At 57.5% G+C, this 24,194-nt stretch carries 22 protein-coding genes and 1 other RNA gene; 6 read left to right on the top strand and 17 right to left on the bottom strand.

Features of this window, described 5'->3' with window-relative positions:
- Positions 1-10: 10 nt before the first annotated feature.
- From ubiH to N037_RS10250, 3 genes are read right to left on the bottom strand one after another with little or no spacing between them, the layout of a single operon-like run.
- A complete protein-coding gene (gene ubiH / locus N037_RS10260; RefSeq protein WP_032640691.1) occupies positions 11-1,189 on the bottom strand; it encodes a 2-octaprenyl-6-methoxyphenyl hydroxylase in 1,179 nt (392 codons plus the stop codon).
- Entirely contained in the window at positions 1,186-2,499 is a 1,314-nt protein-coding gene (pepP, locus tag N037_RS10255; protein ID WP_156369722.1) for a Xaa-Pro aminopeptidase, read from the bottom strand. The genes ubiH and pepP overlap by 4 nt, the downstream gene beginning before the upstream one ends.
- A gap of 31 nt (positions 2,500-2,530) precedes the next feature.
- Positions 2,531-3,109, bottom strand: a complete 579-nt coding sequence (locus N037_RS10250) for a YecA/YgfB family protein (RefSeq protein WP_029739212.1) — start codon at positions 3,107-3,109, stop codon at positions 2,531-2,533.
- Positions 3,110-3,277: 168 nt separating this feature from the next.
- On the opposite strand from N037_RS10250, the gene zapA reads away from it, so the two are divergent.
- From zapA to N037_RS10240, 3 genes are all read left to right on the top strand, one after another.
- A complete protein-coding gene (gene zapA / locus N037_RS10245; protein WP_006811891.1) occupies positions 3,278-3,607 on the top strand; it encodes a cell division protein ZapA in 330 nt (109 codons plus the stop codon).
- Between the two features lie 41 nt (positions 3,608-3,648).
- Positions 3,649-3,832, top strand: a non-coding RNA gene (gene ssrS / locus N037_RS23800) — 6S RNA.
- A 24-nt stretch (positions 3,833-3,856) separates the two neighbouring features.
- Positions 3,857-4,453: a 5-formyltetrahydrofolate cyclo-ligase gene (locus tag N037_RS10240; protein WP_032640684.1), complete on the top strand. Its 597-nt coding sequence runs from the start codon at positions 3,857-3,859 to the stop codon at positions 4,451-4,453.
- Positions 4,454-4,549: 96 nt separating this feature from the next.
- On the opposite strand, the gene serA is transcribed toward N037_RS10240, so the two are convergent.
- Both serA and rpiA read right to left on the bottom strand, forming a co-directional pair.
- Positions 4,550-5,782, bottom strand: coding sequence for a phosphoglycerate dehydrogenase (serA, locus tag N037_RS10235; protein ID WP_023333318.1), 1,233 nt, complete (start codon positions 5,780-5,782; stop codon positions 4,550-4,552).
- 266 nt (positions 5,783-6,048) lie between these two features.
- Positions 6,049-6,708 carry a ribose-5-phosphate isomerase RpiA gene (gene rpiA, locus N037_RS10230; protein ID WP_003860091.1) on the bottom strand — a complete coding sequence of 220 codons (660 nt, stop codon included), beginning with the start codon at positions 6,706-6,708 and terminating at the stop codon, positions 6,049-6,051.
- A 127-nt stretch (positions 6,709-6,835) separates the two neighbouring features.
- Here rpiA and argP point away from each other — a divergent pair, with 127 nt between their 5' ends.
- On the top strand, positions 6,836-7,729 hold the full coding sequence (argP, locus tag N037_RS10225) for a DNA-binding transcriptional regulator ArgP (protein WP_003860089.1): 894 nt from the start codon (positions 6,836-6,838) through the stop codon (positions 7,727-7,729).
- Between the two features lie 42 nt (positions 7,730-7,771).
- On the opposite strand, the gene N037_RS10220 is transcribed toward argP, so the two are convergent.
- From N037_RS10220 to tkt, 7 genes are all read right to left on the bottom strand, one after another.
- Complete coding sequence (locus N037_RS10220; RefSeq protein ID WP_023333320.1) at positions 7,772-8,503, bottom strand: oxidative stress defense protein; 732 nt, start codon at positions 8,501-8,503, stop codon at positions 7,772-7,774.
- A 91-nt stretch (positions 8,504-8,594) separates the two neighbouring features.
- Positions 8,595-9,230, bottom strand: a complete 636-nt coding sequence (gene argO, locus N037_RS10215; protein ID WP_032640682.1) for an arginine exporter ArgO — start codon at positions 9,228-9,230, stop codon at positions 8,595-8,597.
- 146 nt (positions 9,231-9,376) lie between these two features.
- Positions 9,377-10,231 carry a small-conductance mechanosensitive channel MscS gene (mscS, locus tag N037_RS10210; protein WP_023333322.1) on the bottom strand — a complete coding sequence of 285 codons (855 nt, stop codon included), beginning with the start codon at positions 10,229-10,231 and terminating at the stop codon, positions 9,377-9,379.
- Positions 10,232-10,417: 186 nt separating this feature from the next.
- Positions 10,418-11,497, bottom strand: coding sequence for a class II fructose-bisphosphate aldolase (gene fbaA, locus N037_RS10205; RefSeq protein WP_014885155.1), 1,080 nt, complete (start codon positions 11,495-11,497; stop codon positions 10,418-10,420).
- A 92-nt stretch (positions 11,498-11,589) separates the two neighbouring features.
- Positions 11,590-12,753 carry a phosphoglycerate kinase gene (pgk, locus tag N037_RS10200; RefSeq protein WP_032640680.1) on the bottom strand — a complete coding sequence of 388 codons (1,164 nt, stop codon included), beginning with the start codon at positions 12,751-12,753 and terminating at the stop codon, positions 11,590-11,592.
- Between the two features lie 49 nt (positions 12,754-12,802).
- The gene (epd, locus tag N037_RS10195) at positions 12,803-13,822 is read right to left on the bottom strand and encodes an erythrose-4-phosphate dehydrogenase (RefSeq protein WP_032640678.1); all 1,020 of its coding nucleotides are present in this window, start codon (positions 13,820-13,822) and stop codon (positions 12,803-12,805) included.
- A 328-nt stretch (positions 13,823-14,150) separates the two neighbouring features.
- Positions 14,151-16,142, bottom strand: coding sequence for a transketolase (gene tkt, locus N037_RS10190; protein WP_032640676.1), 1,992 nt, complete (start codon positions 16,140-16,142; stop codon positions 14,151-14,153).
- A gap of 272 nt (positions 16,143-16,414) precedes the next feature.
- Between tkt and N037_RS10185 the strand changes: the two genes are divergently transcribed.
- Positions 16,415-17,173, top strand: a complete 759-nt coding sequence (locus N037_RS10185) for a M48 family metallopeptidase (RefSeq protein WP_021242066.1) — start codon at positions 16,415-16,417, stop codon at positions 17,171-17,173.
- A gap of 209 nt (positions 17,174-17,382) precedes the next feature.
- Positions 17,383-18,651: an OprD family outer membrane porin gene (locus N037_RS10180; protein WP_032640674.1), complete on the top strand. Its 1,269-nt coding sequence runs from the start codon at positions 17,383-17,385 to the stop codon at positions 18,649-18,651.
- A gap of 77 nt (positions 18,652-18,728) precedes the next feature.
- Here the strand turns inward: N037_RS10180 and N037_RS10175 are convergent, their stop codons facing one another.
- From N037_RS10175 to N037_RS10155, 5 genes are read right to left on the bottom strand one after another with little or no spacing between them, the layout of a single operon-like run.
- A complete protein-coding gene (locus N037_RS10175) occupies positions 18,729-20,369 on the bottom strand; it encodes a thiamine pyrophosphate-binding protein (protein WP_032640672.1) in 1,641 nt (546 codons plus the stop codon).
- A gap of 13 nt (positions 20,370-20,382) precedes the next feature.
- Positions 20,383-21,852, bottom strand: a complete 1,470-nt coding sequence (locus N037_RS10170; protein WP_032640669.1) for an aldehyde dehydrogenase — start codon at positions 21,850-21,852, stop codon at positions 20,383-20,385.
- A 9-nt stretch (positions 21,853-21,861) separates the two neighbouring features.
- On the bottom strand, positions 21,862-22,632 hold the full coding sequence (locus N037_RS10165; RefSeq protein ID WP_032640667.1) for an aspartate dehydrogenase: 771 nt from the start codon (positions 22,630-22,632) through the stop codon (positions 21,862-21,864).
- A gap of 9 nt (positions 22,633-22,641) precedes the next feature.
- Positions 22,642-23,436: an SDR family oxidoreductase gene (locus N037_RS10160; RefSeq protein WP_032640664.1), complete on the bottom strand. Its 795-nt coding sequence runs from the start codon at positions 23,434-23,436 to the stop codon at positions 22,642-22,644.
- Complete coding sequence (locus N037_RS10155) at positions 23,420-24,190, bottom strand: alpha/beta fold hydrolase (RefSeq protein WP_032640662.1); 771 nt, start codon at positions 24,188-24,190, stop codon at positions 23,420-23,422. The genes N037_RS10160 and N037_RS10155 overlap by 17 nt, the downstream gene beginning before the upstream one ends.
- Between the last annotated feature and the right edge of the window lie 4 nt (positions 24,191-24,194).

The raw sequence follows: 24,194 nt of genomic DNA, 5'->3' as shown, positions 1-24,194 counted from the left end.
TGATAACTCCTTAACGCGCGACCCAACCCAGGGTCCGCTGCGCCAGCACGTCACGTGCCGGAATGAATAATTCCATCGCCATTAGCCCGAGGTTGCGACCTGCAACCAGCGGTGCCCAACGATTGGCAAAGAGATGGACTAAGCCGTCGGTGACGCCGATTGTCGCCTCTTTATCCACCTGGCGGCGCTTCTGGTAATGGCTTAGCACCGAATACGCGCCGCAATCTTTTTGCTCGCCCCACGCCTGCGAAAGGGTTTCCGCCAGGCTCATGACATCACGCAGTCCAAGGTTGAATCCTTGTCCGGCAATCGGATGTAATGTCTGCGCGGCGTTGCCGACCAGCGCCACGCGGTGAGAAACAGACTGCGATGCGGTGGTTAACGACAGCGGATAGACCGCACGTTTCCCCGCATGGGTAATACGCCCCAGCCGCCAGCCAAAAGCTTTTTGCAGCTCGGTACAAAAACGTTCGTCTGACCAGGCTTTAACCTCTTCAGCCTTATCCTGCGGGTGACACCAGACCAGGGAGCAGCGCCCGTCCGACATCGGCAGCATCGCCAGCGGGCCGTACTGCGTAAAACGCTCAAACGCCCGGCCGCTGTGTTCAGCTGCGGTCGCGACATTCGCAATGACCGCAACCTGCCCGTAAGGCTGCTGACGCCACTCCACGCCGCACTGCGTGCCGAGCGCCGAGCGCGAGCCGTCCGCGGCGACCAGAAGCTGGCCTTCAAGGACGGTGCCGTTTTCCAGCGTCACGCTGACCGACGCCTCATTGCGGCTTACGCTTGCCACGCGCGCCGGACAATGCAGCGTAACGCCCGGCGCATCCTGAAGCAGGCGGAACAGACGCAGGCCTACGTCGTGGAGTTCAACAACCTGACCCAGCGCGTCGATACGGTAATCATGGGCATCCAGCGTCACAAACCCGGCATGGCCGCGATCGCTGACGTGAACGGTGTTAATTGCCGTGGCGCAATCGGCGATCGCCTGCCAGATGCCAATACGGGATAGCTGCTGACAGGTACCCTGTGCCAGGGCAATGGCGCGGGAATCAAAACCGGGATGATTCTTTGCCTGCGGCGCAACGGCTTCCACCAGGTGCACCGGAAGCTGGCCTTTCGTCAATTGCGAGATGGCCAGCGCCAGCGTGGCCCCGGTCATGCCGCCGCCAACGATAATCACGCTCATACGCGTGCCGCTGCCATCAGCGCCTCGATATCGTCAGCGTTTTTCACGACGCTCGCGGTCAGGTTTTCGTTACCGGTTTCGGTAATAACGATGTCATCTTCAATACGAATGCCAATCCCGCGGTACTCTTCAGGCACGTCGGCATCCGGCGCGATATACAGCCCCGGCTCCACGGTTAACACCATGCCCGGCTCCAGCACGCGCGAACGGTCGGTGCCGTACGCGCCAACGTCATGTACATCCAGCCCCAGCCAGTGGCTCAGGCCGTGCATGAAATACGGTCGATGCGCATTCTCAGCAATCAGGGTGTCGACCTCTCCTTTCAGGATCCCGAGCTTCACCAGACCGGTAATCATGATGCGCACCACTTCGCCGGTCACTTCCTGCATGGACGTTCCGGGACGATACAGCCTGAGCGCCGTCTCAAGCGACTCGAGAACGATGTCGTAAATCGCGCGCTGTGCCGGTGAGAATTTACCGTTCACCGGGAAGGTACGGGTGATATCCCCCGCGTAGCCCTGATATTCGCAGCCGGCGTCAATCAGCACCAGATCGCCGTCGCGCAGCGCGCTTTCGTTTTCGGTGTAGTGCAGAATGCAGCCGTTTTCCCCGCCGCCAACGATGGTGTTGTAGGAGGGATAACGCGCGCCGTGACGGTTAAATTCGTGGTGAATTTCGCCTTCCAGCTGGTATTCGAACATCCCGGGACGGCATTTCTCCATCGCGCGGGTGTGCGCCAGAGCGCTAATTTCACCCGCGCGGCGCATCAAATTCAGCTCTTCTTCAGACTTGAACAGGCGCATCTCATGCACCACCGGACGCCAGTCCGTCAGCGTAGCGGGCGCGGACAGATTCTGCCGCGAGCCTTTGCGCAGCTTATCCAGCGCGGTGAAAACAATCTCATCGGCGTAAGCATATTCGCCCTGCGCGTGATAGAGCACGTCGAGGCCGTTAAGCAATTGATAGAGCTGCTGGTTGATTTCGCTAAACGCCAGCGCGCGGTCAACGCCCAGCTTTTCCGGTGCGGCCTCCTGCCCTAAGCGGCGGCCAAACCAGATTTCAGCCGTCAGATCGCGCACGCGGTTGAACATCACGCTGTGGTTGTGGGTGTCATTGCTCTTAATCAGCACCAGCACCGCTTCCGGCTCGTTAAAGCCGGTGAAGTACCAGAAATCGCTGCTCTGGCGATAGGGATATTCGCTGTCGGCGCTGCGCGTCACTTCGGGCGCAGCAAAAATCAGCGCGGCGCTGCCCGGCTGCATTGTTGCCAGCAGCGCCTGACGGCGGCGGGAATACTCTTGACTCGAGATAACCATGACACCCTCCTGTGCGTTATTTTTCTTAATGTAAGGTTGGCTTGCGGACTTCCGGCGCGGTCGGCTGTGAGCGCGTGAAGTTGTCGTGACACAGCAGTGCCGCCACGCGCACGTACTCAATAATCTCTTCAAGAGACATTTCCAGCTCTTCCTGGTCTTCGTCTTCATCGTAGCCAAGCTGGGCAATGTTGCGCAGGTCGTCTATCGCTTCACCCGCTTCGCCGGTCACTTTATCCAGTTTAGGCTGCGTCACGCCCAGCCCCAGCAGATAGTGGTTTACCCAGCCGGCCAGCGCATCGGCGCGATCGAACACGCTGACGTCGTCGCCTTCAGGCAGATAAAGCTGAAAAAGGAAGCCATCGTCTTCCAGCGAATCGCTGGTTGCGGCGTGCATTTTACGCAGCGCTTCCGCCAGCTCGTGACCAAACGCCAGCCCTTCATTCGTGAGGTCGTGGATCAGCGGCTGCCATGAGCTGTCGCTGTTTCCGCCGCACAGCATGCCACTGATCAGACCGTGCATTTCGGCAGGGGTTAAACCAACTCCCTGCTGGTTCAGTAACTGGTTTAAATCCTTGTAACCAGGCATTTCGTTCTGTATAGACATGAGCATTCGTCATCAAAGGGGGGAAGTTTCATGATATGCTACCACTTTGGACCCTGGTGATACCAGAAAAGGGCTTGTATCTTCACATCAGGGTAGCTATAGTGTCGCCCCTTCGCAGCCCCCGGGGCAGTAAGCGAAGGCAGCGCAGTCAATCAGCAGGAAGGTGGCATGTCTGCACAACCCGTCGATCTCCAGATTTTTGGCCGTTCACTGCGAGTGAATTGTCCGCCTGAACAAAGGGATGCTTTGAATCAGGCAGCGGACGATTTGAATCAGCGGTTGCAAGATCTAAAAGAACGCACTAGAGTCACAAATACTGAGCAGCTGGTTTTCATCGCCGCGTTGAACATCAGCTATGAACTGACTCAGGAAAAAGCCAAGACCCGCGACTACGCGGCAAGCATGGAGCAGCGCATTAAAATGCTCCAGCAGACCATAGAACAGGCGTTGCTTGATCAAGGTCGCAATCCCGAAAGACCGGGACCAAAGTTTGAATAACACTTCTCAGTTGACTATGGTAGAGTAACTGTGAAGACAAAATTTCTCTGAGATGTTCGCAAGCGGGCCAGTCCCCTGAGCCGATATTTCATACCACAAGAATGTGGCGCTCCATGGTTGGTGAGCATGCTCGGTCCGTCCGAGAAGCCTTAAAACTATGACGACACATTCACCTTGAACCAAGGGTTCAAGGGTTACAGCCTGCGGCGGCATCTCGGAGATTCCCTCTCTTTTCTTCTACCGACTACCATGACCCAATTCCCTGAAGTTTCCGCTTCACGCCAGGACATCCGTCAGCTCATTCGTCAGCGCCGCCGTGCGTTAACCCCCGATCAGCAAGCGCATTTTGCCCAGCAGGCCGCCGCCCGTATGATGGCGTATCCCCCTGTCGTGATGGCGCACACCGTTGCGCTGTTTCTGTCGTTTGATGGAGAGCTGGATACCCAACCGCTGATAGAGCAGCTCTGGCGCGCCGGGAAGAAGGTCTATCTGCCGGTGCTGCACCCGTTCAGCGAAGGCAATCTGCTGTTCCTGCACTACCACCCGCACAGCGAGCTGGTGGTGAACCGTCTGAAAATCACCGAGCCGAAACTTGACGTGCGCGACGTGCTGCCGCTGTCACAGCTGGATGTACTGATCGCGCCGCTGGTGGCGTTTGATGAACAGGGCCAGCGTTTAGGGATGGGCGGCGGTTTTTACGACCGGACGCTGCAAAACTGGCAGCAGTACGGGCTGCAGCCGGTGGGCTACGCGCATGATTGTCAGGGTGTGGAGGCGTTGCCGGTGGAGAAATGGGATGTGCCGTTGCCGGCGGTGGTAACGCCCAGCAAAATCTGGGTCTGGTAGAATAAAGCCGGGTGGCGCTTACGCTTACCCGGCCTACAAAACCTCAACGTAGGTCGGGTAAGGCGCAGCCGCCACCCGACACCACAAACCGCACTATCAGTACAGCAGACGCGCGCGAATTGTTCCCTGAATCGCCTTCATGCTCTGCAGCGCTTTCTCGGCAACATCGTCATCCGCTTCGATATCAATAACCACGTAGCCCATCTGCGAGTTCGTCTGCAGATACTGCGCGGCGATGTTGACGCCCTGCTCGGCAAAGATCTGGTTGATCGCGGTCAGCACGCCTGGACGGTTTTCGTGGATGTGAAGCAGACGACGACCACCGTGCAGCGGCAGAGACACTTCCGGGAAGTTCACGGCAGAGAGCGTAGAACCGTTGTCGGAGTATTTGCTCAGCTTACCCGCCACTTCCAGACCGATATTCTCCTGCGCTTCCTGGGTAGAACCGCCGATGTGTGGCGTCAGGATCACGTTGTCGAACTCGCACAGCGGAGAGGTAAACGGATCGCTGTTGGTCGCAGGCTCCGTCGGGAAGACGTCGATGGCCGCGCCCGCCAGATGCTTACGCTTCAGCGCATCCGCCAGCGCCGGAATATCGACAACCGTGCCGCGCGCGGCGTTGATCAGCAGTGAGCCGGGCTTCATCAGCGCCAGCTCTTCCGCGCCCATCATGTTTTTGGTGGACGCATTTTCCGGCACGTGCAGGCTCACCACGTCGCTCATGTTCAGCAGGTCAGAAAGGTGTTGAACCTGGGTCGCATTGCCCAGCGGCAGCTTGCTTTCGATATCGTAGAAAAAGACATGCATCCCGAGAGATTCCGCCAGAATACCGAGCTGCGTACCGATGTGGCCGTAGCCGATAATCCCCAGCTTTTTACCACGCGCTTCGAAAGAGCCGGACGCCAGCTTGTTCCACACGCCGCGGTGCGCCTTAGCGTTCGCTTCAGGAATGCCGCGCAGCAGCAGCAGCAGTTCGCCGATCACCAGCTCCGCTACGGAACGGGTGTTGGAGAACGGGGCGTTGAAGACGGGAATACCGCGTTTGGCGGCAGCATTCAGGTCAACCTGGTTGGTACCGATGCAGAAGCAGCCGATAGCCACCAGCTTTTCCGCCGCGGCAATAACCTCTTCAGTCAGGTGAGTACGGGATCGCAGGCCAATGAAGTGGGCATCACGGATGGACGCTTTCAGCTCTTCGGTATCGAGCGCGCCTTTGTGAAATTCGATGTTGGTGTAACCTGCCGCACGAAGGCTATCGATTGCTTTTTGATGCACGCCCTCGACCAGCAGGAATTTAATCTTGTCTTTCTCCAGTGATACCTTTGCCATTTACCCGACCCTGTTTTTGTCTGAACTGATGTTGTGCTGGATATGAATCCGCTGTAGCCAACATATCAAAAAAAACTATTGCAGCAATATGAACGTTTGCGTCGGCACTCTGAAGAAAAGTCATCCAGGGCAAAATGTCAGAGGAAAATGCTATGGAAATTTACAAACGCGGCAGGATCGGCAAAAGAGGCTGAAAAACGTGACACAAGTCACCGAATTTAGCTTTTCAAAATTTTTTTAGCGGGGGGAGGACTCCCCCCGTCAGATCATTTTACGATGGTTTTCACGCCGTCAGCGGTGCCGATCAGCGCCACATCCGCGCCACGGTTGGCGAATAGCCCTACGGTCACTACGCCTGGAATACCATTGATGGCATTTTCCAGCGCAATCGCGTCGAGAATTTCCAGACCGTGAACGTCGAGGATCACGTTACCGTTGTCGGTGACGACGCCCTGACGATATTCCGGACGACCGCCCAGCTTCACCAGCTGACGAGCAACCGCGCTACGCGCCATCGGGATCACTTCGACCGGCAGCGGGAAATTACCCAGAATGTCGACCTGCTTGGAAGCGTCCGCGATGCAGATAAACTTGTCCGCAACGGAGGCGATGATTTTTTCGCGCGTCAGCGCCGCGCCGCCGCCTTTGATCATCTGCATGTGGCCGTTGATTTCATCCGCGCCATCAACGTAAATCCCCAGACGATCCACTTCGTTGAGATCGAAAACGGTAATGCCGAGGCTTTTCAGCTTTTCCGTGGAAGCATCAGAGCTGGAAACCGCGCCCTCGATTTGCCCCTTCATCGTGCCCAGCGCATCGATAAAGTGTGCCGCGGTTGATCCCGTACCGACACCGACAATGGTACCCGGCTGCACGTACTGGAGAGCGGCCCATCCTACTGCTTTTTTCAGTTCATCCTGCGTCATGATCGTTTTGCCTGTGGTGTGAAAACTCAGGGCGCATTATAGAACACGTCGAATGGAATTCGTCTGCCACGAAGGGAAAATTGTGTCATAGTGCAGAATAACCAAAATTAAGGAGCCAGCCAGAGCAATGAAACGTCCGGACTACAGAACACTACAGGCACTTGATGCAGTTATTCGTGAACGCGGTTTTGAGCGCGCGGCGCAAAAGCTTTGCATCACCCAGTCCGCCGTATCACAGCGTATAAAACAGCTTGAAAACATGTTCGGTCAGCCGCTGCTGGTGCGTACCGTCCCGCCACGTCCAACCGAGCAAGGTCAAAAGCTCCTCGCCCTGCTGCGCCAGGTTGAACTGCTGGAAGATGAGTGGCTTGGTGACGAACAAACGGGCTCTACGCCGCTGCTGCTCTCTCTGGCGGTCAACGCCGACAGTCTGGCAACCTGGCTGCTGCCGGCCCTTGCGCCGGTATTAGCGGACTCCCCTATCCGCCTGAACTTACAGGTTGAAGATGAAACCCGTACCCAGGAACGCCTGCGTCGCGGTGAAGTGGTTGGGGCGGTCAGTATCCAGCCTCAGGCGCTGCCAAGCTGTCTTGTCGATCAGCTGGGCGCCCTGGACTACCTGTTTGTCGGTTCAAAAGCCTTTGCCGAACGCTACTTCCCGAACGGCGTCACCCGCGCCGCGCTGCTGAAAGCGCCCGCCGTAGCGTTCGATCATCTGGACGATATGCATCAGGCGTTCCTGCAGCAAAACTTCGATCTGCCGCCGGGCAGCGTGCCGTGCCATATCGTTAACTCGTCAGAAGCCTTTGTGCAGCTTGCGCGTCAGGGCACCACCTGCTGCATGATCCCGCATCTGCAGATTGAGAAAGAGTTGAAAAGCGGTGAGCTGATTGACCTAACGCCGGGGCTGTATCAGCGCCGGATGCTCTACTGGCACCGTTTTGCGCCGGAAAGCCGCATGATGCGCAACGTCACCGACGCGCTGCTGGCGTTTGGGCACAAGGTGCTGAGACAGGATTAAAAAATAAGCCGGGTGGCGGCTTCGCCTTACCCGGCCTACAGGTTACTGAGCCGGTTTCGGCTGTGCTGCAACAGGTTCCAGCTGGAACACCACATCCACCTGATCGTCGAACTGAATGGTTGGCTGCTCATAGGTTTCCTGAGCAGAAACCGGGGCTGCATCAGCCTTCATCATGCGTACCATCGGGCTTGGCTGGTAGTTAGAGACGTGGTAACGCACGCTGTAAACCGGGCCGAGCTTGCTCTTAAAGCCAGAAGCCAGCTGCTCCGCCTGATGGATTGCATCATCAATCGCGGCTTTACGCGCTTCGTCTTTGTATTTCTCCGGTTGCGCAACGCCCAGCGAGACGGAACGAATTTCATTCAGCCCCGCTTTTAACGCGCCATCAAGCAGCGAGTTCAGCTTATCAAGCTGGCGCACGGTCACTTCCACGGTACGTACGGCACGGTAGCCTTTGAGAATGCTTTTCCCGTTCTGGTAGTCGTAATCCGGTTGGGTACGCAGGTTAGCGGAACTAATATCTTTTTTACCTACGCCGTTCTGCTCGAGGAAAGAGAGATATTGCGCAACACGATCGTCAGCCTGCTTCTTGGCAGATGCCGCATCTTTCGCAGCCACATTGACTTCAATTGCCAGCGTTGCAACATCGGGTACCGCGTCCACGCTTGCGGTGCCTGAAGTGACGATGTGCGGGCCATCCGGCAGTTCACTTGCCTGCACCGACACCGCACCAAAACTTACTAATGCCGCCAGGGCCATCACCTTAAACTTCACTGTTATTCCTCCATGTTGCGAAGAGTACCCATTAACAGGGCGCATGCCAGCAAGCTTAGCGGGTCTTGTTCAGTTGTCCATAAGACAAGGATTAGATGAACAATTCCTGAACGTGGTGAATTCCCTCTTTAGCCAGCTGAAAAGCAATAAACCACATCACCAGCCCCACCAGCGTGTTGATGATGCGCTGGGCTTTGGCCGTACGCAGACGAGGTGCCAGCCATGCCGCCAGAATGGCGAGACCGAAGAACCAGAGGAAAGAGGCGCTGACCGTGCCAAGCGCAAACCAGCGTTTCGGCTCAACGTCCAGCTGCCCGCCCAGGCTGCCCAGCACCACGAAGGTATCCAGATAAACATGCGGGTTAAGCCAGGTGACCGCCAGCATGGTGACGATAATCTTCCAGCGGCCCTGCTTCATGACTTCCGCGCTCGCCAGTTCGAGGTTGCTGCTCATCGCCGTTTTCAGGGCACCAAAACCGTACCAGAGCAGAAACGCCACGCCGCCCCAGGTGACCAGCGCCAGCAGCCACGGAGACTGCATCAGCAATGCGCTGCCGCCAAAAATCCCGGCACAGATCAGCAGTAAATCGCTTACCGCGCACAGCAGGGCAATCATCAGATGATACTGGCGGCGAATGCCCTGGTTCATCACAAACGCATTTTGCGGACCGAGGGGAAGGATCATGGCTGCACCTAAGGCAAGCCCTTGAAAGTAATAGGATAACATGACGAAATTCTCACAGTTTTGTTCTGGAATCAGACTATACTGCGCGAATTGCATTAGAGGAAATGGATAATATTAATTGGGTATTAGCAGTACTTATAAAAATAAAGCCCGGTAAGCGCTAGCGCTTACCGGGCTTACGGGTGAAATTATTCTGCTTCTTTGACTTTTTTGACGTTTACGTCCATCTGCGGGTACGGGAAGCTGATGCCGTTGGCGTCGAAGTCGCGCTTGATGCGTTCCAGCACGTCCCAGTACACGTTTTGCAGATCGCTGCTCTTGCTCCAGATACGCACCACGAAGTTAATTGAGGATGCGCCCAGCTCGTTCAGGCGAACCGTCTGCTCTTTGTCTTTCAGAATGCGATCGTCTGAAGCAATGATGTTGCTGATCAGCGACTTCACCTGATCGATATCGGAGTCGTACGCCACGCTGATAATCAGTTCGTTACGACGCACCGGTTCACGGGAGAAGTTAATAATGTTGCCCGCGATGATTTTCCCGTTCGGCACGACCACGATGCGGCCATCGACGGTACGCAGGGTCGTTGAGAAAATCTGCACCTGCAGCACGGTCCCGGCAATGCCGCCAAGGTCAACGTATTCGCCGGAGCGGAACGGACGGAAGGTGACCAGCAGAACGCCTGCCGCCAGGTTTGAAAGCGAGCCCTGCAGCGCCAGACCAATAGCCAGACCGGCGGCACCGAGAACGGCAATGACGGAGGCGGTCTGTACGCCCACACGGCCCAGCGCCGCAATCAGCGTAAAGGCGATAATACCGTAGCGCACCAGCGCAGAGAGGAAGTCAGCCACCGTGGCGTCAATGTGACGGGCCAGCATTACGCGGTTAACCGCGTTCGATACGATACGCGCCACGATCATCCCGACGATGATGATGGCAATCGCCGCGACGATGTTCACGGCATAGCTCAGCAGCAGCGCCTGGTTGCGCACCAGCCAGTTACCGGCGTTATTGATGCTGTCTACAACATCGAGTTGTTCCATTTATTCTTCCTTTTGTTAAACCAAAACACAAAATCCATCCCCCATGGAGACAGGCAGGTCCGTAAAGGGTAAACAAAAAGCGCAAGTATTGCCAAACAGATCACAAAAACAGCCCCAGCAGGGTATTGAAAAAGCATAAAAAAAGGCCCGCATTTGCGGGCCTTCTGATGCTGTTAGCAGCTCAAATTACAGAACGTCTACCGCGTTCAGCTCTTTGAATGCCTGCTCCAGACGAGTAATCATAGAAGTCTGGGCAGCGCGCAGCCATACGCGTGGGTCGTAGTATTTCTTGTTCGGCTGGTCTTCGCCTTTCGGGTTGCCCAGCTGGCCCTGCAGGTAAGCTTCGTTCGCTTTGTAGTACTGCAGGATACCGTCCCAGGTTGCCCACTGGGTGTCGGTATCAATGTTCATTTTCACTACGCCGTAGCTTACGGAATCTTTGATTTCCTGAGCAGAAGAACCGGAACCGCCGTGGAAGACGAAGTTCAGGCTGTTGTGCGGCAGGTTGTGTTTCTTAGAAACATATTCCTGAGAATCACGCAGGATAGTCGGGGTCAGAACCACGTTACCTGGTTTGTAAACGCCGTGTACGTTACCGAAGGACGCTGCGATGGTGAAGCGTGGGCTGATTTTGCTCAGCTCGGTGTAAGCGTAATCAACGTCTTCTGGCTGGGTGTACAGTGCAGAAGCGTCCATGTGGCTGTTGTCCACGCCGTCTTCTTCACCACCGGTGCAACCCAGTTCGATTTCCAGGGTCATGCCCATTTTGGCCATGCGCGCCAGGTATTTGGAGCAGATTTCGATGTTTTCGTGCAGTGACTCTTCAGACAGGTCGATCATGTGAGAAGAGAACAGTGGCTTACCGGTTGCCGCAAAGTGTTTTTCACCCGCGTCCAGCAGACCGTCGATCCACGGCAGCAGTTTCTTCGCGCAGTGGTCAGTGTGCAGGATAACTGGAACACCGTAGTGTTCAGCCATCTGGTGTACGTGGTGCGCACCGGAGATAGCACCCAGGATTGCAGCACCCTGAGGAATGTCAGTTTTCACGCCTTTACCTGCGATGAACGCAGCGCCGCCGTTAGAGAACTGAACGATAACTGGAGCTTTAACTTTAGCAGCAGTTTCCAGTACGGCGTTGATGGAGTCGGTACCCACGCAGTTAACTGCTGGCAGAGCGAAGTTGTTTTCTTTAGCTACCTGGAACACTTTCTGTACGTCATCACCAGTGATAACGCCAGGTTTTACGAAATCAAAAATTTTAGACATGTTGCTTAGTCCTGTATCTTCGGCCGTTAGAAAAGGTGCGAGCTCTTAAAAGCGCGCTGAAAATTGGGCAGGTTTCCCTGCCCTTGAATGGCTTACTTCTTAGCGCGCTCTTCGAGCATTGCTACTGCTGGCAGTACTTTGCCTTCCACGAATTCGAGGAATGCGCCGCCACCAGTGGAGATGTAGGAGATCTTGTCAGCGATACCGAACAGGTCAATTGCTGCCAGGGTGTCACCACCGCCTGCGATAGAGAACGCTTCGCTGTCTGCGATAGCGTTAGCAACGATTTCAGTACCTTTGCGGAAGTTCGGGAATTCGAACACGCCAACAGGACCGTTCCACAGGATAGTTTTTGCGTTTTTGAGGATTTCAGCCAGTTTCTGTGCAGAAACGTCGCCCAGATCCAGAATCTGCTCTTCATCTTTGATGTCGTTAACAGACTTCAGGGTCGCGGTTGCGGTTTCGGAGAACTCGGTCGCTACGCGAACGTCAGTTGGAACCGGGATATCGCAGGTGTTCAGCAGGCGTTTGGCTTCGTCAACCAGGTCTGCTTCGTACAGGGATTTGCCCACGTTGTGGCCCTGAGCGGCAACGAAGGTGTTCGCGATACCACCGCCAACGATCAGCTGGTCAGCGATTTTAGACAGGGAATCCAGAACGGTCAGTTTGGTAGAAACTTTAGAACCACCAACGATAGCCACCATTGGACGAGCAGGTTCTTTCAGTGCTTTACCCAGCGCTTCCAGTTCGTCAGCCAGCAGAGGACCGGCACACGCTACGTCTGCGAATTTACCGATACCGTGGGTAGACGCCTGAGCGCGGTGAGCCGTACCGAAGGCATCCATCACGAATACGTCGCACAGTGCAGCGTATTTTTTGGACAGCGTTTCGTCGTCTTTCTTCTCGCCTTTGTTGAAGCGAACGTTTTCCAGAACCACCAGTTCACCGGCAGCAACTTCAACGCCGTCCAGGTAATCTTTCACCAGGCGAACCGGGTTGGAAAGTTTGTCTTTCAGGTAATTAACCACTGGCAGCAGAGAGAACTCTTCGTTGTACTCGCCTTCAGTTGGACGACCCAGGTGGGAGGTGACCATCACTTTCGCGCCCTGCTTCAGAGCCAGTTCGATGGTTGGCAGAGATGCACGGATGCGCGCGTCGCTGGTCACTTTGCCATCTTTAACCGGTACGTTCAGATCGGCACGGATGAAAACGCGTTTACCAGCCAGATCCAGATCGGTCATCTTAATTACAGACATGGTGAATCCTCTCGTTGATTCTTAAAGTTTTGCAGACGCACAATGCGTCTTACCTGAAACCTTGAGCGGCCATTGCTAACGTGGTGTCGAGCATTCGGTTAGCAAAGCCCCATTCGTTATCACACCAGACCAGCGTCTTGATAAGGTGTGCACCACTGACTCTCGTTTGCGTGCCATCAACGATGGCGCTGTGCGGGTCGTGGTTAAAATCTACTGAGACCAACGGTAATTCCGTATAGTCAACTATACCATGAAATGCCCCCTGTGCCGCTTTTTGCAGCAACAGGTTGACTTCACAGGCTTTTACCGGTTTTTTCACCGTCACGCTAAGGTCGATTGCAGTGACGTTAATCGTCGGGACACGCACGGCAATCGCTTCAAACCGATCGTTAAACTGCGGGAAGATTCGGGTGATCCCTGCCGCCAGTTTCGTATCCACCGGAATGATTGACTGGCTCGCCGCGCGAGTGCGTCGTAAATCCGGATGGTAGGCGTCGATAACCTGTTGATCGTGCATGGCGGAATGAATCGTGGTCACGGTGCCGGATTCAATACCATACGCATCGTCTAACAGTTTGATGACCGGAATAATGCAGTTGGTGGTACAGGAGGCGTTGGAGACAATACGGTGTTCGGCCTGCAGCTCATGCTGGTTGACGCCAAACACGACGGTCGCGTCGAGGTCGTTACTGCCGGGATGAGAAAACAGGACTTTTTTTGCACCAGCAGCCAGATGCGCCTCGCCATGTTCTCGGTTGCCGTAGACACCGGTACAGTCAAGCACCACATCCACACCCAGTTCACGCCAGGGTAGCCCGGAGATGCTGTTCTCATGCAGCACACGAATAGTGTCATCGCCCACAAACAGCTGATCTCTTTCCTGGCGTACATCCCAGGCAAAGCGTCCGTGGCTGGTGTCATATTTCAACAAATGCGCCATGCCCGTAGCATCCGCCAGTTCATTGATTGCCACCACGGTTATTTCCGCCCGACGTCCGGATTCATACAAAGCACGAACCACGTTACGTCCGATGCGACCGAAGCCATTAATCGCTACGCGTACGGTCATAGATCTCCTGCAAAGCAATCCCTGAGTTTGAGGTGGCTGAAAGAGTAATCCAGCTACGCCCGAAGGGGAATCCTTGCTGTCACAAACTGCGATTGATTGGTCAATTGTCGAACATTTAATCGACTGAAACGCTTCAGCAAGAATAAGCGAATCGGGGAATAAAAGGAATGTCTGTCCAGATGAATAAGCGAGCTATATGACTTGCGTCACATTTTAGGTGGAATAATGTCTACAAAAAAGCCGGGTGGCGCGCTAGCGCTTACCCGGCCTACTTTCGCGCCATTTGTAGGCCCGGTAAGCGCTAGCGCGCCACCGGGCAAAACAGCAATTACAGCAGTTCTTTCGCCTTCGCGACAACGTTCTCAACGGTGAAGCCGAACTCTTCGAACAGCAGCTCTGCCGGAGCAGACTCACCGAAGGTGGTCATGCCGACGATAGCGCCGTTCAGACCCACGTATTTGAACCAGTAGTCAGCAATACCCGCTTCCACTGCCACACGCGCGGAAACCGCTTTAGGCAGGACGGATTCACGGTAAGCGGCATCCTGTTTGTCGAACGCATCGGTAGACGGCATGGAGACCACGCGCGCTTTCACGCCTTCGGCAGTCAGTTTTTCCCACGCTGCAACAGCCAGTTCAACTTCAGAACCGGTGGCGATGAAGATCAGCTCAGGCTGGCCCGCGCAATCTTTCAGCACGTAACCACCGCGAGCGATGTTCGCCAGCTGCTCTGGGGTACGTTCCTGCTGTGCCAGGTTCTGACGGGAGAGGATCAGCGCGGTTGGACCGTCCTGACGCTCAACGCCGTACTTCCATGCCACCGCGGATTCAACCTGGTCACATGGACGCCATGTGCTCATGTTCGGGGTGACGCGCAGGGAAGCCACCTGCTCTACCGGCTGGTGAGTTGGACCATCTTCGCCCAGACCGATGGAGTCGTGGGTGTAGACCATCACCTGACGCTGTTTCATCAGCGCAGCCATACGCACGGCGTTACGTGCATATTCAACGAACATCAGGAAGGTAGAAGTGTACGGCAGGAAACCACCGTGCAGGGAGATACCGTTGGCAATCGCAGTCATACCGAATTCACGTACACCGTAATGGATGTAGTTACCGGCAGTATCTTCGTTGATTGGCTTAGAACCAGACCACAGGGTCAGGTTAGATGGCGCCAGGTCAGCGGAGCCGCCGAGGAATTCAGGCAGCAGAGGACCGAATGCTTCAATCGCATTCTGAGACGCTTTACGGCTCGCGATTTTAGACGGGTTCGCCTGCAGCTTAGCGATGAATTCGTTCGCTTTCGCATCGAAGTCAGACGGCATGTCGCCTTTCATACGACGGGTGAATTCAGCCGCTTCCTGCGGGAACGCTTTCGCATAGGCAGCGAACTTCTCGTTCCAGGCCGCTTCTTTCGCCTGGCCTACTTCTTTTGCATCCCACTGAGCGTAGATCTCAGATGGGATTTCGAATGCAGGGTGTTTCCAGCCCAGCGCTTCACGGGTCAGTGCGATTTCCGCATCGCCCAGCGGCGCGCCGTGGGAATCGTGCGTACCCGCTTTGTTTGGCGAACCGAAGCCAATAATGGTTTTGCACATCAGCAGGGACGGTTTGTCCGTCACAGCGCGCGCTTCTTCCACTGCACGTTTAATCGAGTCAGCATCGTGGCCATCAACGCCACGCACAACGTGCCAGCCGTAGGCTTCGAAACGTGCTGCGGTGTCGTCGGTGAACCAGCCTTCAACGTGACCGTCAATGGAGATACCGTTGTCGTCATAGAACGCAACCAGTTTGCCCAGCTTCAGGGTACCTGCCAGGGAGCACACTTCGTGAGAAATGCCTTCCATCATGCAGCCGTCGCCCATGAACGCGTAGGTGAAGTGGTCTACGATGTCGTGACCAGGACGGTTGAACTGCGCCGCCAGCGTCTTCTCGGCAATCGCCATACCCACAGCGTTAGCAATACCCTGACCCAGCGGGCCGGTGGTGGTTTCTACGCCAGCGGTGTAACCCACTTCCGGGTGACCTGGAGTTTTAGAGTGCAGCTGACGGAAGTTTTTCAACTCTTCGATTGGCAGATCGTAGCCGGTGAGGTGCAGCAGGCTATAGATCAGCATAGAGCCGTGGCCGTTGGACAGCACAAAGCGGTCACGGTCAGCCCATGACGGGTTCTGCGGGTTGTGGTTCAGGAAATCACGCCACAGGACTTCGGCGATATCAGCCATACCCATAGGGGCCCCTGGGTGGCCGGATTTGGCTTTCTGTACTGCGTCCATGCTCAGCGCACGAATAGCATTAGCAAGCTCTTTACGTGAGGACATTTTAACTCCAGATCGGACTGTTAAAGGCCATGCCCTTGACGACAGCGCGTTTTGGGCTACGCCGGAAAAAAGTGCCAACAATGTAACCCAAGCCGCAAGGCATGTACATGGAGCATTCTTTTGCTTGTTAAGAAATCTCTGGATCATGCTCGCATGTTGCGCAATCTACTCGCCCGGCTCTGTCGATATTCCTTATACTTAGCCCGACACCGGCTTCGCTGACGGTGCACTTTTCAGATTTTATTCAGATTAACGAGTACGGAAGCAATCTCATGAAAATGCGTGCAATAGTGCTGGCCCTGGGTACAACGCTCCTGCTGAGCGGCTGTCAGAATATGGATTCTAACGGTCTGATGACGTCAGGCGCAGAGGCCTTTCAGGCCTATTCTCTGAGCGATGCACAGGTGAAAGCGCTGAGCGACCAGGCCTGTAAAGATATGGACGGAAAAGCCACCCTTGCGCCGGCTAACAGTACCTACACGCAGCGTCTGAATAAGATTGCTTCCGCGCTGGGCGACAACATCAACGGCCAGCCGGTGAACTACAAGGTGTACATGGCGAAAGACGTTAACGCCTTCGCGATGGCGAACGGCTGTATCCGCGTCTATAGCGGGCTGATGGACATGATGACCGACAACGAAGTGGAAGCGGTCATCGGCCATGAAATGGGCCACGTTGCCCTGGGCCATGTGAAGAAAGGGATGCAGGTTGCCCTGGGCACCAATGCCATCCGCGCAGCGGCGGCCTCAGCGGGCGGTATCGTTGGCAGCCTGTCGCAATCACAGCTTGGCGACGTGGGTGAAAAGCTGGTTAACTCTCAGTTCTCACAGCGTCAGGAGTCCGAGGCGGATGACTACTCCTACGATCTGTTGCGCAAACGCGGCATTAATCCATCAGGTTTAGCCACCAGCTTTGAAAAACTGGCCAAGCTGGAAGCGGGACGCCAAAGCTCCATGTTTGACGATCATCCGGCCTCAGAAGAGCGCGCACAACATATTCGCGACCGTATGGCCGCAGACGGAATTAAATAATTTTGGAAGGAGGCAGATTTGCCTCCTTTTTATTTCGCATGAATTGTTAACTTAACAGCACGTATCGATAACTCCCCTGAAAGCCCCGCCAAATCTGCACTATCACATTGAAATGTCTGGTCACATAATTATTGCAAAGGTAACTTTTTCCAGTAATTATCATCCTGCAGTTATTCAAATTAATATATCCAGACAGAGACGTTCCCTCCGTGAAAAAAGAATTATCATTAATTGCTTTAAGTTTATTTGCCGCATTACCTGCCGCTGCAAGCCAGCAATCCGACAGCCGGGGTTTCATTGACGACAGCCATCTGGATCTGTTTTTACGCAATGCGTATATCAGCCGCGACTACCATCAGGGCCAGCAGGATAAAGCCGAATGGGGCCAGGGGATCATCGCCACGTTTGCATCCGGCTATACCGAAGGGCTGGTGGGCTTTGGTGTGGACGGTATTGCTCAATACGGCGTGCGCCTGGACGGCGGCCGTGGTAAAAGCGGCGCAGGCGGCATCGACTTCTTTAAGCAGGAAGACGATGGCAGGGCAAAATCCGATCTGGCAAAGTTTGGCGCAACCGCCAAAATGCGCATATCAAACACCGTCCTGAGCTACGGAAATCAGCGTCCCGAGCTGCCTATCATCAATGCCGACAGCTCCCGCCTGCTGTTTGAAAGCTACACCGGCACCCTGCTGACCTCGAAAGAGATCGACGGTCTGGAAATCAACGCCGGTTACTTCACCGACGAGCAGCGTAAAAGCGATGACCGACACGACAGCGGGCTGAAGAGCCTCTCCTTCGGCGGTGCAAGCTATCAGTTTAACGACCAGTTTAGCGGCGCGCTGTACGCCTCTCATAATGAAGAGGTGATGAACAAGCAGTACCTGGGTATGAACTTCAAACAGCCGTTCAGCACCGGGCAGCAGTTGGTGCTCGACTTCAACGGCTATAACTCCCGTCTGGACCAGGGTTACGCGGACAGCCTCGACACCGGCCGCAGCAACACCATCTGGAGCCTGGCGGCGAGCTACATCTGGGACATCCACACGTTCAAAGTGGCGTACCAGCAGAGCAGCGGCAGCACCGGCTACAACTACGGCGGCTATCGCGACAAGGGCGGCGTGGGTGACGGCGGCAACACCATCTGGCTGGCGAACTCCTACTGGTCTGATTTTAACGGCGAAGACGAACGCTCCTGGCAGGCATCCTACGGTCTGGACTTTGCCGGCCTTGGCTTACCGGGCCTGAGCTGGACCACCGCCTACGTGCGTGGCGACAACATTAAAACGTCTGAAACCAGCAACGGCAAAGAGCACGAGTGGTTTAACCAGATCCAGTACCAGGTGCAGGATGGCCCGGCGAAAGATCTGAAGCTGAAGCTGCGCTACTCCGTCCTGCGCGTCTCCAGCAACGCCAGCGAGTACAACGTGGGCGGGGACGAGATCCGCGCTTACGTGGAATACCCGTTTAACGTGTTCTGATGAAAAAAAGCCGGGTGGCGGCTTCGCCTTACCCGGCCTACAGTTTTCTCCCTCTCTCTGTGGGAGAGGGGAAACAGCTAGTAAAGCGTCTTCTGCGGCGGCCCGGCAAACTTCAGAGCGCCAATCTGCCCCATTCGCACTTCCACCACCGACGGCCCCGGCATCGCCAGCGCCTCCGTCATCACGGCATCAAAATCTTCTGCTCGCTCAACGCTCCATGCCTGCAGGCCAATCGCCTGTGCCAGCAGGGTGAAGTCCGGGGTGTGCAGCTCGTTGTAATACTGCCGCCCGCCGAAATATTTATCCTGAATGCCGCGCATGACCCCGTACCCGCCATCGTTCATGATGAGCAGCGTCACGTTGGCTTTTTCCTGCGCCAGCGTCGCCAGTTCGCCAAGATTCAGGCTCAGGCCGCCGTCGCCCACCAGCCCCACAACCTTACGCTGCGGGTTAGCAATCGCGGTGCCGATCGCCATCGGCAGCCCCATGCCGATCGCCCCGGCCAGGGAGTGAATGTTCATCAGCGGGCCACTGGCGCGGAACAGTCGGCTCCCCCACAGGCTGCCGGAAACGGTAATATCACGCACCAGCAGGCCATTTTTAGGCAGCGCTTTCTCAATGGCATCGTTGAGTTTCGCATAGGCGCCGCACTGCTCGCGCAGCCCCTGTTCGGCTTGCTCAACCGCCTGCTGCACCTGCATATCCCATTGGGCACTGCCCCACTCGCGGCCCTGAATTTTGTCGGCAAGCGCGCTAAGTAAGGCTGAACAGTCGGCTATCAGCGTGTTATCCATCAGATAGTTACGGCTGCCCGCCGCCGGGTCGATATCGATCTGCACGCGCGGGGACGGCAGCTCAAGCGTCCAGGAGCGGGTTTCGTTGCTGCGCAAGCGTGAACCGGCGACCAGGGTAAAATCACACTGCGCGATAAGCGCTTCCACCGACGGCGAGTTGTGGAACGCCCGCAGGCTGGCGCGATGGCTGTCCGGCAGCACGCCGCGCGCGTGAGTGCTTGAGATAACGGTGATGCCCGCATCCGCCAGTTTTTTCACGGCGTCAGCGCTGCACAGCGCGCCGCCGCCCAGCCACAGCAGCGGCTGTTTTGCCTGCTTAAGCTGCATCCACAGCGCATCGACAATGGCTGCATCAACGTTTCCCCCCGACGCCGGCTTGACCGGGGCGGTCACCAGCGACAGCGGGATTTTCGCCCCCTGAATATCAATCGGGATCTCCACGGAGACCGGCCCGCACGGCGGCGTCCGGGCGTCCTGAATCGCTTTATGCAGAATCGCTATCGCCTGGCTGGCGTTGCTGATGCGGTACGCCCGTTTTGAGCTGGCCTTCAGGAAGGTCAGCTGGTCGCGGGTTTCATGGATAAACCCGGTGTCGGCGTCCAGCCAGGCTTTCTCTACCTGCCCGGTTAAATGCAGCAGCGGCGTGCAGGCATTCATCGCTTCCACCAGCGCGCCGACCGCGTTACCCGCCCCCGCGCCGGTGCTGGTCAGCGCCACGCCGAGACCGGAAAAGCGCCCGTGGGCATCGGCCATGGTGACGGAACCGGCCTCGCCGCGCGCGGGCACAAAGCGGATGTTGCCGCGCTGTCCTATTGCATCCGCGATCGGCAGGTTGTGAATGGAGATGACGCCGTAGATGGCCTCAACCTGATACTGCTCCAGCGTTCTGGCGATGGCGTCGCCGACGGTTATCATTTCGCTCATTGCTCACCCTCTCTCAGTCGCACCAGTGGTTGACGCCGTTACCCGTCGCCAGATAAATGCTCTTCTGCTGCATCCAGGCTTTCAGCCCCTGAATGCCCTTTTCGCGGCCCAGACCGCTCTCTTTAAAGCCCCCGAACGGGGTCGAAATAGCAAAGACCTTGTAGGTGTTGATCCACACCGTGCCCGCTTCGAGCTGCTCGCTCAGGCGCAGCGCGCGCCCGGTATCCCGCGTCCAGATCCCCGCCGCCAGGCCGTAAACCGAGTCGTTCGCCTCGCGGATAAGCGTGGCTTCATCGCGAAACGGCATCGCCACCAGCACCGGACCGAAGATCTCCTCCTGGCAGGCGCGGGCGCCGTTGCTCAGCCCTTCGATAATCGTGGGCTGGAAAAAGCTGCCGTTAGCAAGATTAGGATCGGCCGGGATCTCCCCGCCGCACAGCACGCGGCCCCCCTCGCGCTTCGCCAGCTCGACATATTCCTGCACGCTCTGACGATGCCCGTCGTTAATCAGCGGCCCAACGTGGACGCCGTCGGTAAACGGGTGCCCGACGCGCAGCCCGCGAGTTAATTCCAGCAGCCGCGCCATCAGCGGGGCGTAAATGCTCTCGTGGATAAACAGCCGCGAACCGGCGATACACGCCTGCCCCGCCGAGCTGAAAATGCCGTAGCAAATCCCGCGCGCGGCCTGTTCGATATCGGCATCCTCCAGCACGATGGTCGGCGATTTGCCGCCCAGCTCCAGCGAGGCCGGGATCAGTTTTTCCGCCGCCACGTGCGCCAGATGGCGGCCCGTGGTGGTGCCGCCGGTAAAGGAGATTTTGCGCACTTTAGGGTGGCGCGCCAGCGCATCGCCAATCACCGAACCTTTGCCCGGCAGGACGCTCAGCAGCCCGGCGGGCAGCCCGGCCTGTTCGAAAATCCGCGCCAGCTCCAGCGCCATCAGCGGCGTCGCTTCGGCAGGCTTCAGGATCACCGCGTTACCGGCAGCAATGGCCGGCGCGACCTTCTGCATTTCGCTGGCAATCGGCGAGTTCCACGGCGTAATGGCCGCCACCACGCCGAGCGGCTCATAGCGGCTCAGCGTCAGCAAATCAGGCTGACGCGGGGTCGGAAGCTCGCCTTCCAGCAGCTCGCAGGCGGCGGCGAAATAGCGTGCCGTTCCCGCCGCGCTCATTACCAGCCCGCGCGCTTCTGCCAGCGGCTTGCCGTTATCGCGGCTCTGCATCTGCGCCAGTTCATCCACGCGAGATTCAATCAGGTCGGCAACCTTATGCAGGATCTTCGCGCGGACGTGCGGCAGGCTGTTGCGCCAGGCTGGCTCCCGCCAGGCGCGCTCTCCGGCGTCAATCGCCTCCTGCAGGTCATCCAGACTGGCGGCATTCAGCGTCGCGTTGATCGACCCGTCAGCCGGGAAGTGGCTCTGCATCGGGTTGCCGCTGCCGCGACGCCAGTGACCGCCAATAAAAATCTTCAGATCGTCCATCGTCACTCCTCAGCTCAGGGCCAGCTCGCGGCAGGCGCGAACCGCGCTGAGTGCCGCCAGGGTGGAGGTTTTCGGGTTGCTGGCCAGCGGCAGCCCGCTCAGCTCCAGGTGGAACTCGCCAAACATCCCTTCGACGTGCAGCGTGTGGGTGTTGCGTTTCGTGGCCGGGTCGACCATCAGCTGTACGCGCGTGTCGTCCATTCCCACGCCGCCGAGCGCCACGGTTGCCGCCACGTTGGCATTGGCCGGAAACAGACGCGCCGCCTCGCGGGCGCTGCCCTCGAAGAAGACCTTTGCCTCAGAAACTGAATTGAGATCGATGAGCTGTTCGGCGTAGCTGCCGCGCCAGCTGGCCGGACTTTTACGTGACCGGTAGGTCACGCGCTCAAGTCCGCCCTCTTTCGCCGCCGCCAGCCCGTCGATACCGGCCACCGCACCGGAAAGCAAGGTCAGTTTTCCGCCCGCAGCGAGCAGACGTTGCTCCAGCGCACTGTCCGCCAGCGCGCCGGTGGAGATCGCTGCCAGATGCCAGCCCCGTCTTAAAATCGCTTCGCCGTACTGCGCCACCGCCTGCTGGCTGGCGCACTCCAGGACCAGGTCCGGCGTTTGCGCGCAATCCATCGGAGAGGCCAGCGCCACCACCGCATCGCCAAACTGCGCCTGAATCGCCGCGTGGTGGGCTTCACGCGCCACAATCCAGCCGATAGCCACGCCCTTGGGCAGACGCTCAATCACCGCCTGCGCCATGGCACCAAAACCAATCAACATAACCTTTTTCATGATGTGTCCTTACAGATGGCGGCAGAAGCCGCCGGAAACGTCCAGCGCCGCGCCGGTGGTAAACGAGGCCAGCGGCGAGGCGAGGAACAGCAGCGCCTGCGCGGGCTCCTGCGGCTTGCCGAGGCGCGCCATCGGAATGCCACGCTTGCGCGCGATATCCGCCGTCCATTCCGGCCAGCTCTGGCTTTTGTCCGCCCGGTTTTCAAAGCGGCGCTGCCACTGGCCGGATTCCACCATGCCGAGCAGAATGGAATTGACGCGAATACCTTTGCCCACCAGCTCTTTCGAGAGCGTGAGCGTCATGTTCAGCAGCGCGGCACGGGCGGCAGAGGTGGCAATCATGTGCTCCTCGGGCTGCAGCGCCAGCAGGGAGTTCACGCAGGTGATAGAGGCGATGTCGGACTGTTCCAGCAGAGGCTGAAATGCTTGTACCGGGTTGATCACCCCAAACAGCTTCAGCTCGGCTTCGTGCAGCCACGCCTCGCGCGGAGTATCCTGGAAGTGCGCCACGTAGCCCTGCCCGGCGTTGTTGATCAGCATGTCCGCCGCGCCGAAGCGCGCCTGGACGGCGTCCGCGAAGGCCCGCATGTCGTCAGCGTTCAGCACGTCGCAGCGGTAAGATAAAACCTCCCCGTCGGGGTATTCGTTGTGCAGCGCCGCGTGGGCGCTGGCGAGACGGTCAGGGTCGCGGCCGCAGAAGGCCACTTTTGCCCCCTCGCCCAGCAGCAGGCGCAGCGTTTCAAAGCCAATACCAGAAGAACCGCCGGTAACGACCGCTACGCGCCCGTCAATTTGTGCATTCATCGCGCACCTCTTCGTTAATGCGTAAAAGCTGTTGGTTAAAAAACGCGTCGTTATCGAGATAGCTGGCGTGCCCGGCCTGGGGAATAACGGTAAACGGCATGCCGTAGCGCAGCGCCAGCCCCTGCACCAGCTCGGGCTGCGTGATGGCGTCCTGCTCGCCGCACCAGACTTCAAAGCGGCCCGGGTAGCGCTTAAGCCAGCCGTGAATGTCGTCATGTGCCAGCATCCACGCGGCGGCGAGGTAACCTTCAGGGCGCAGCCCGCGCATGCCCGCCGCAACGGTGGCGATATCTTCCGCCCGCGCGCCGGGGTGCAACAGCTTCGCGGCGCGGGTCTGGGCGAGGATCTCACCGCCCAATGCCATCTGCTGTTCGCGGCTGCGCCAGACCTGCTCGCGCTGCGCCGGTGCGGCATTGCCGTAGCCCTGCGCGGCGTCCGCCAGCACCAGATGGATGACGCGATCCGGGAACTTCGCCGCAAAGGCGCTGGCGACCAGTGCGCCGAGCGAATGGCCGACCAGCACCGCCTGCCAGACGCCCGCGCGGTCAAGCATCGCCGCCAGCGCGTCGGCATAATCCCCCGCGTTTGCCCGCTCAACCGCCAGCATCGGGCTTTCGCCATAGCCGGGCATGTCCCACGCCAGCACGCGAAAGCCGTTCAGCGCCATCTGCTTGTGCCAGGAGGCCGCGCCGGAACTGATGCCATGCAGCAGCATCAGCGGAATGCCGCTTCCCTGTTCACGAAAACCCGTCATCATG

Source organism: Enterobacter sp. EGD-HP1 (assembly GCF_000733275.2).
Classification (GTDB): domain Bacteria; phylum Pseudomonadota; class Gammaproteobacteria; order Enterobacterales; family Enterobacteriaceae; genus Enterobacter.
Note: the sequence above shows the minus strand (reverse complement) of the source record. Positions and strands in the feature narration are given on the sequence as shown.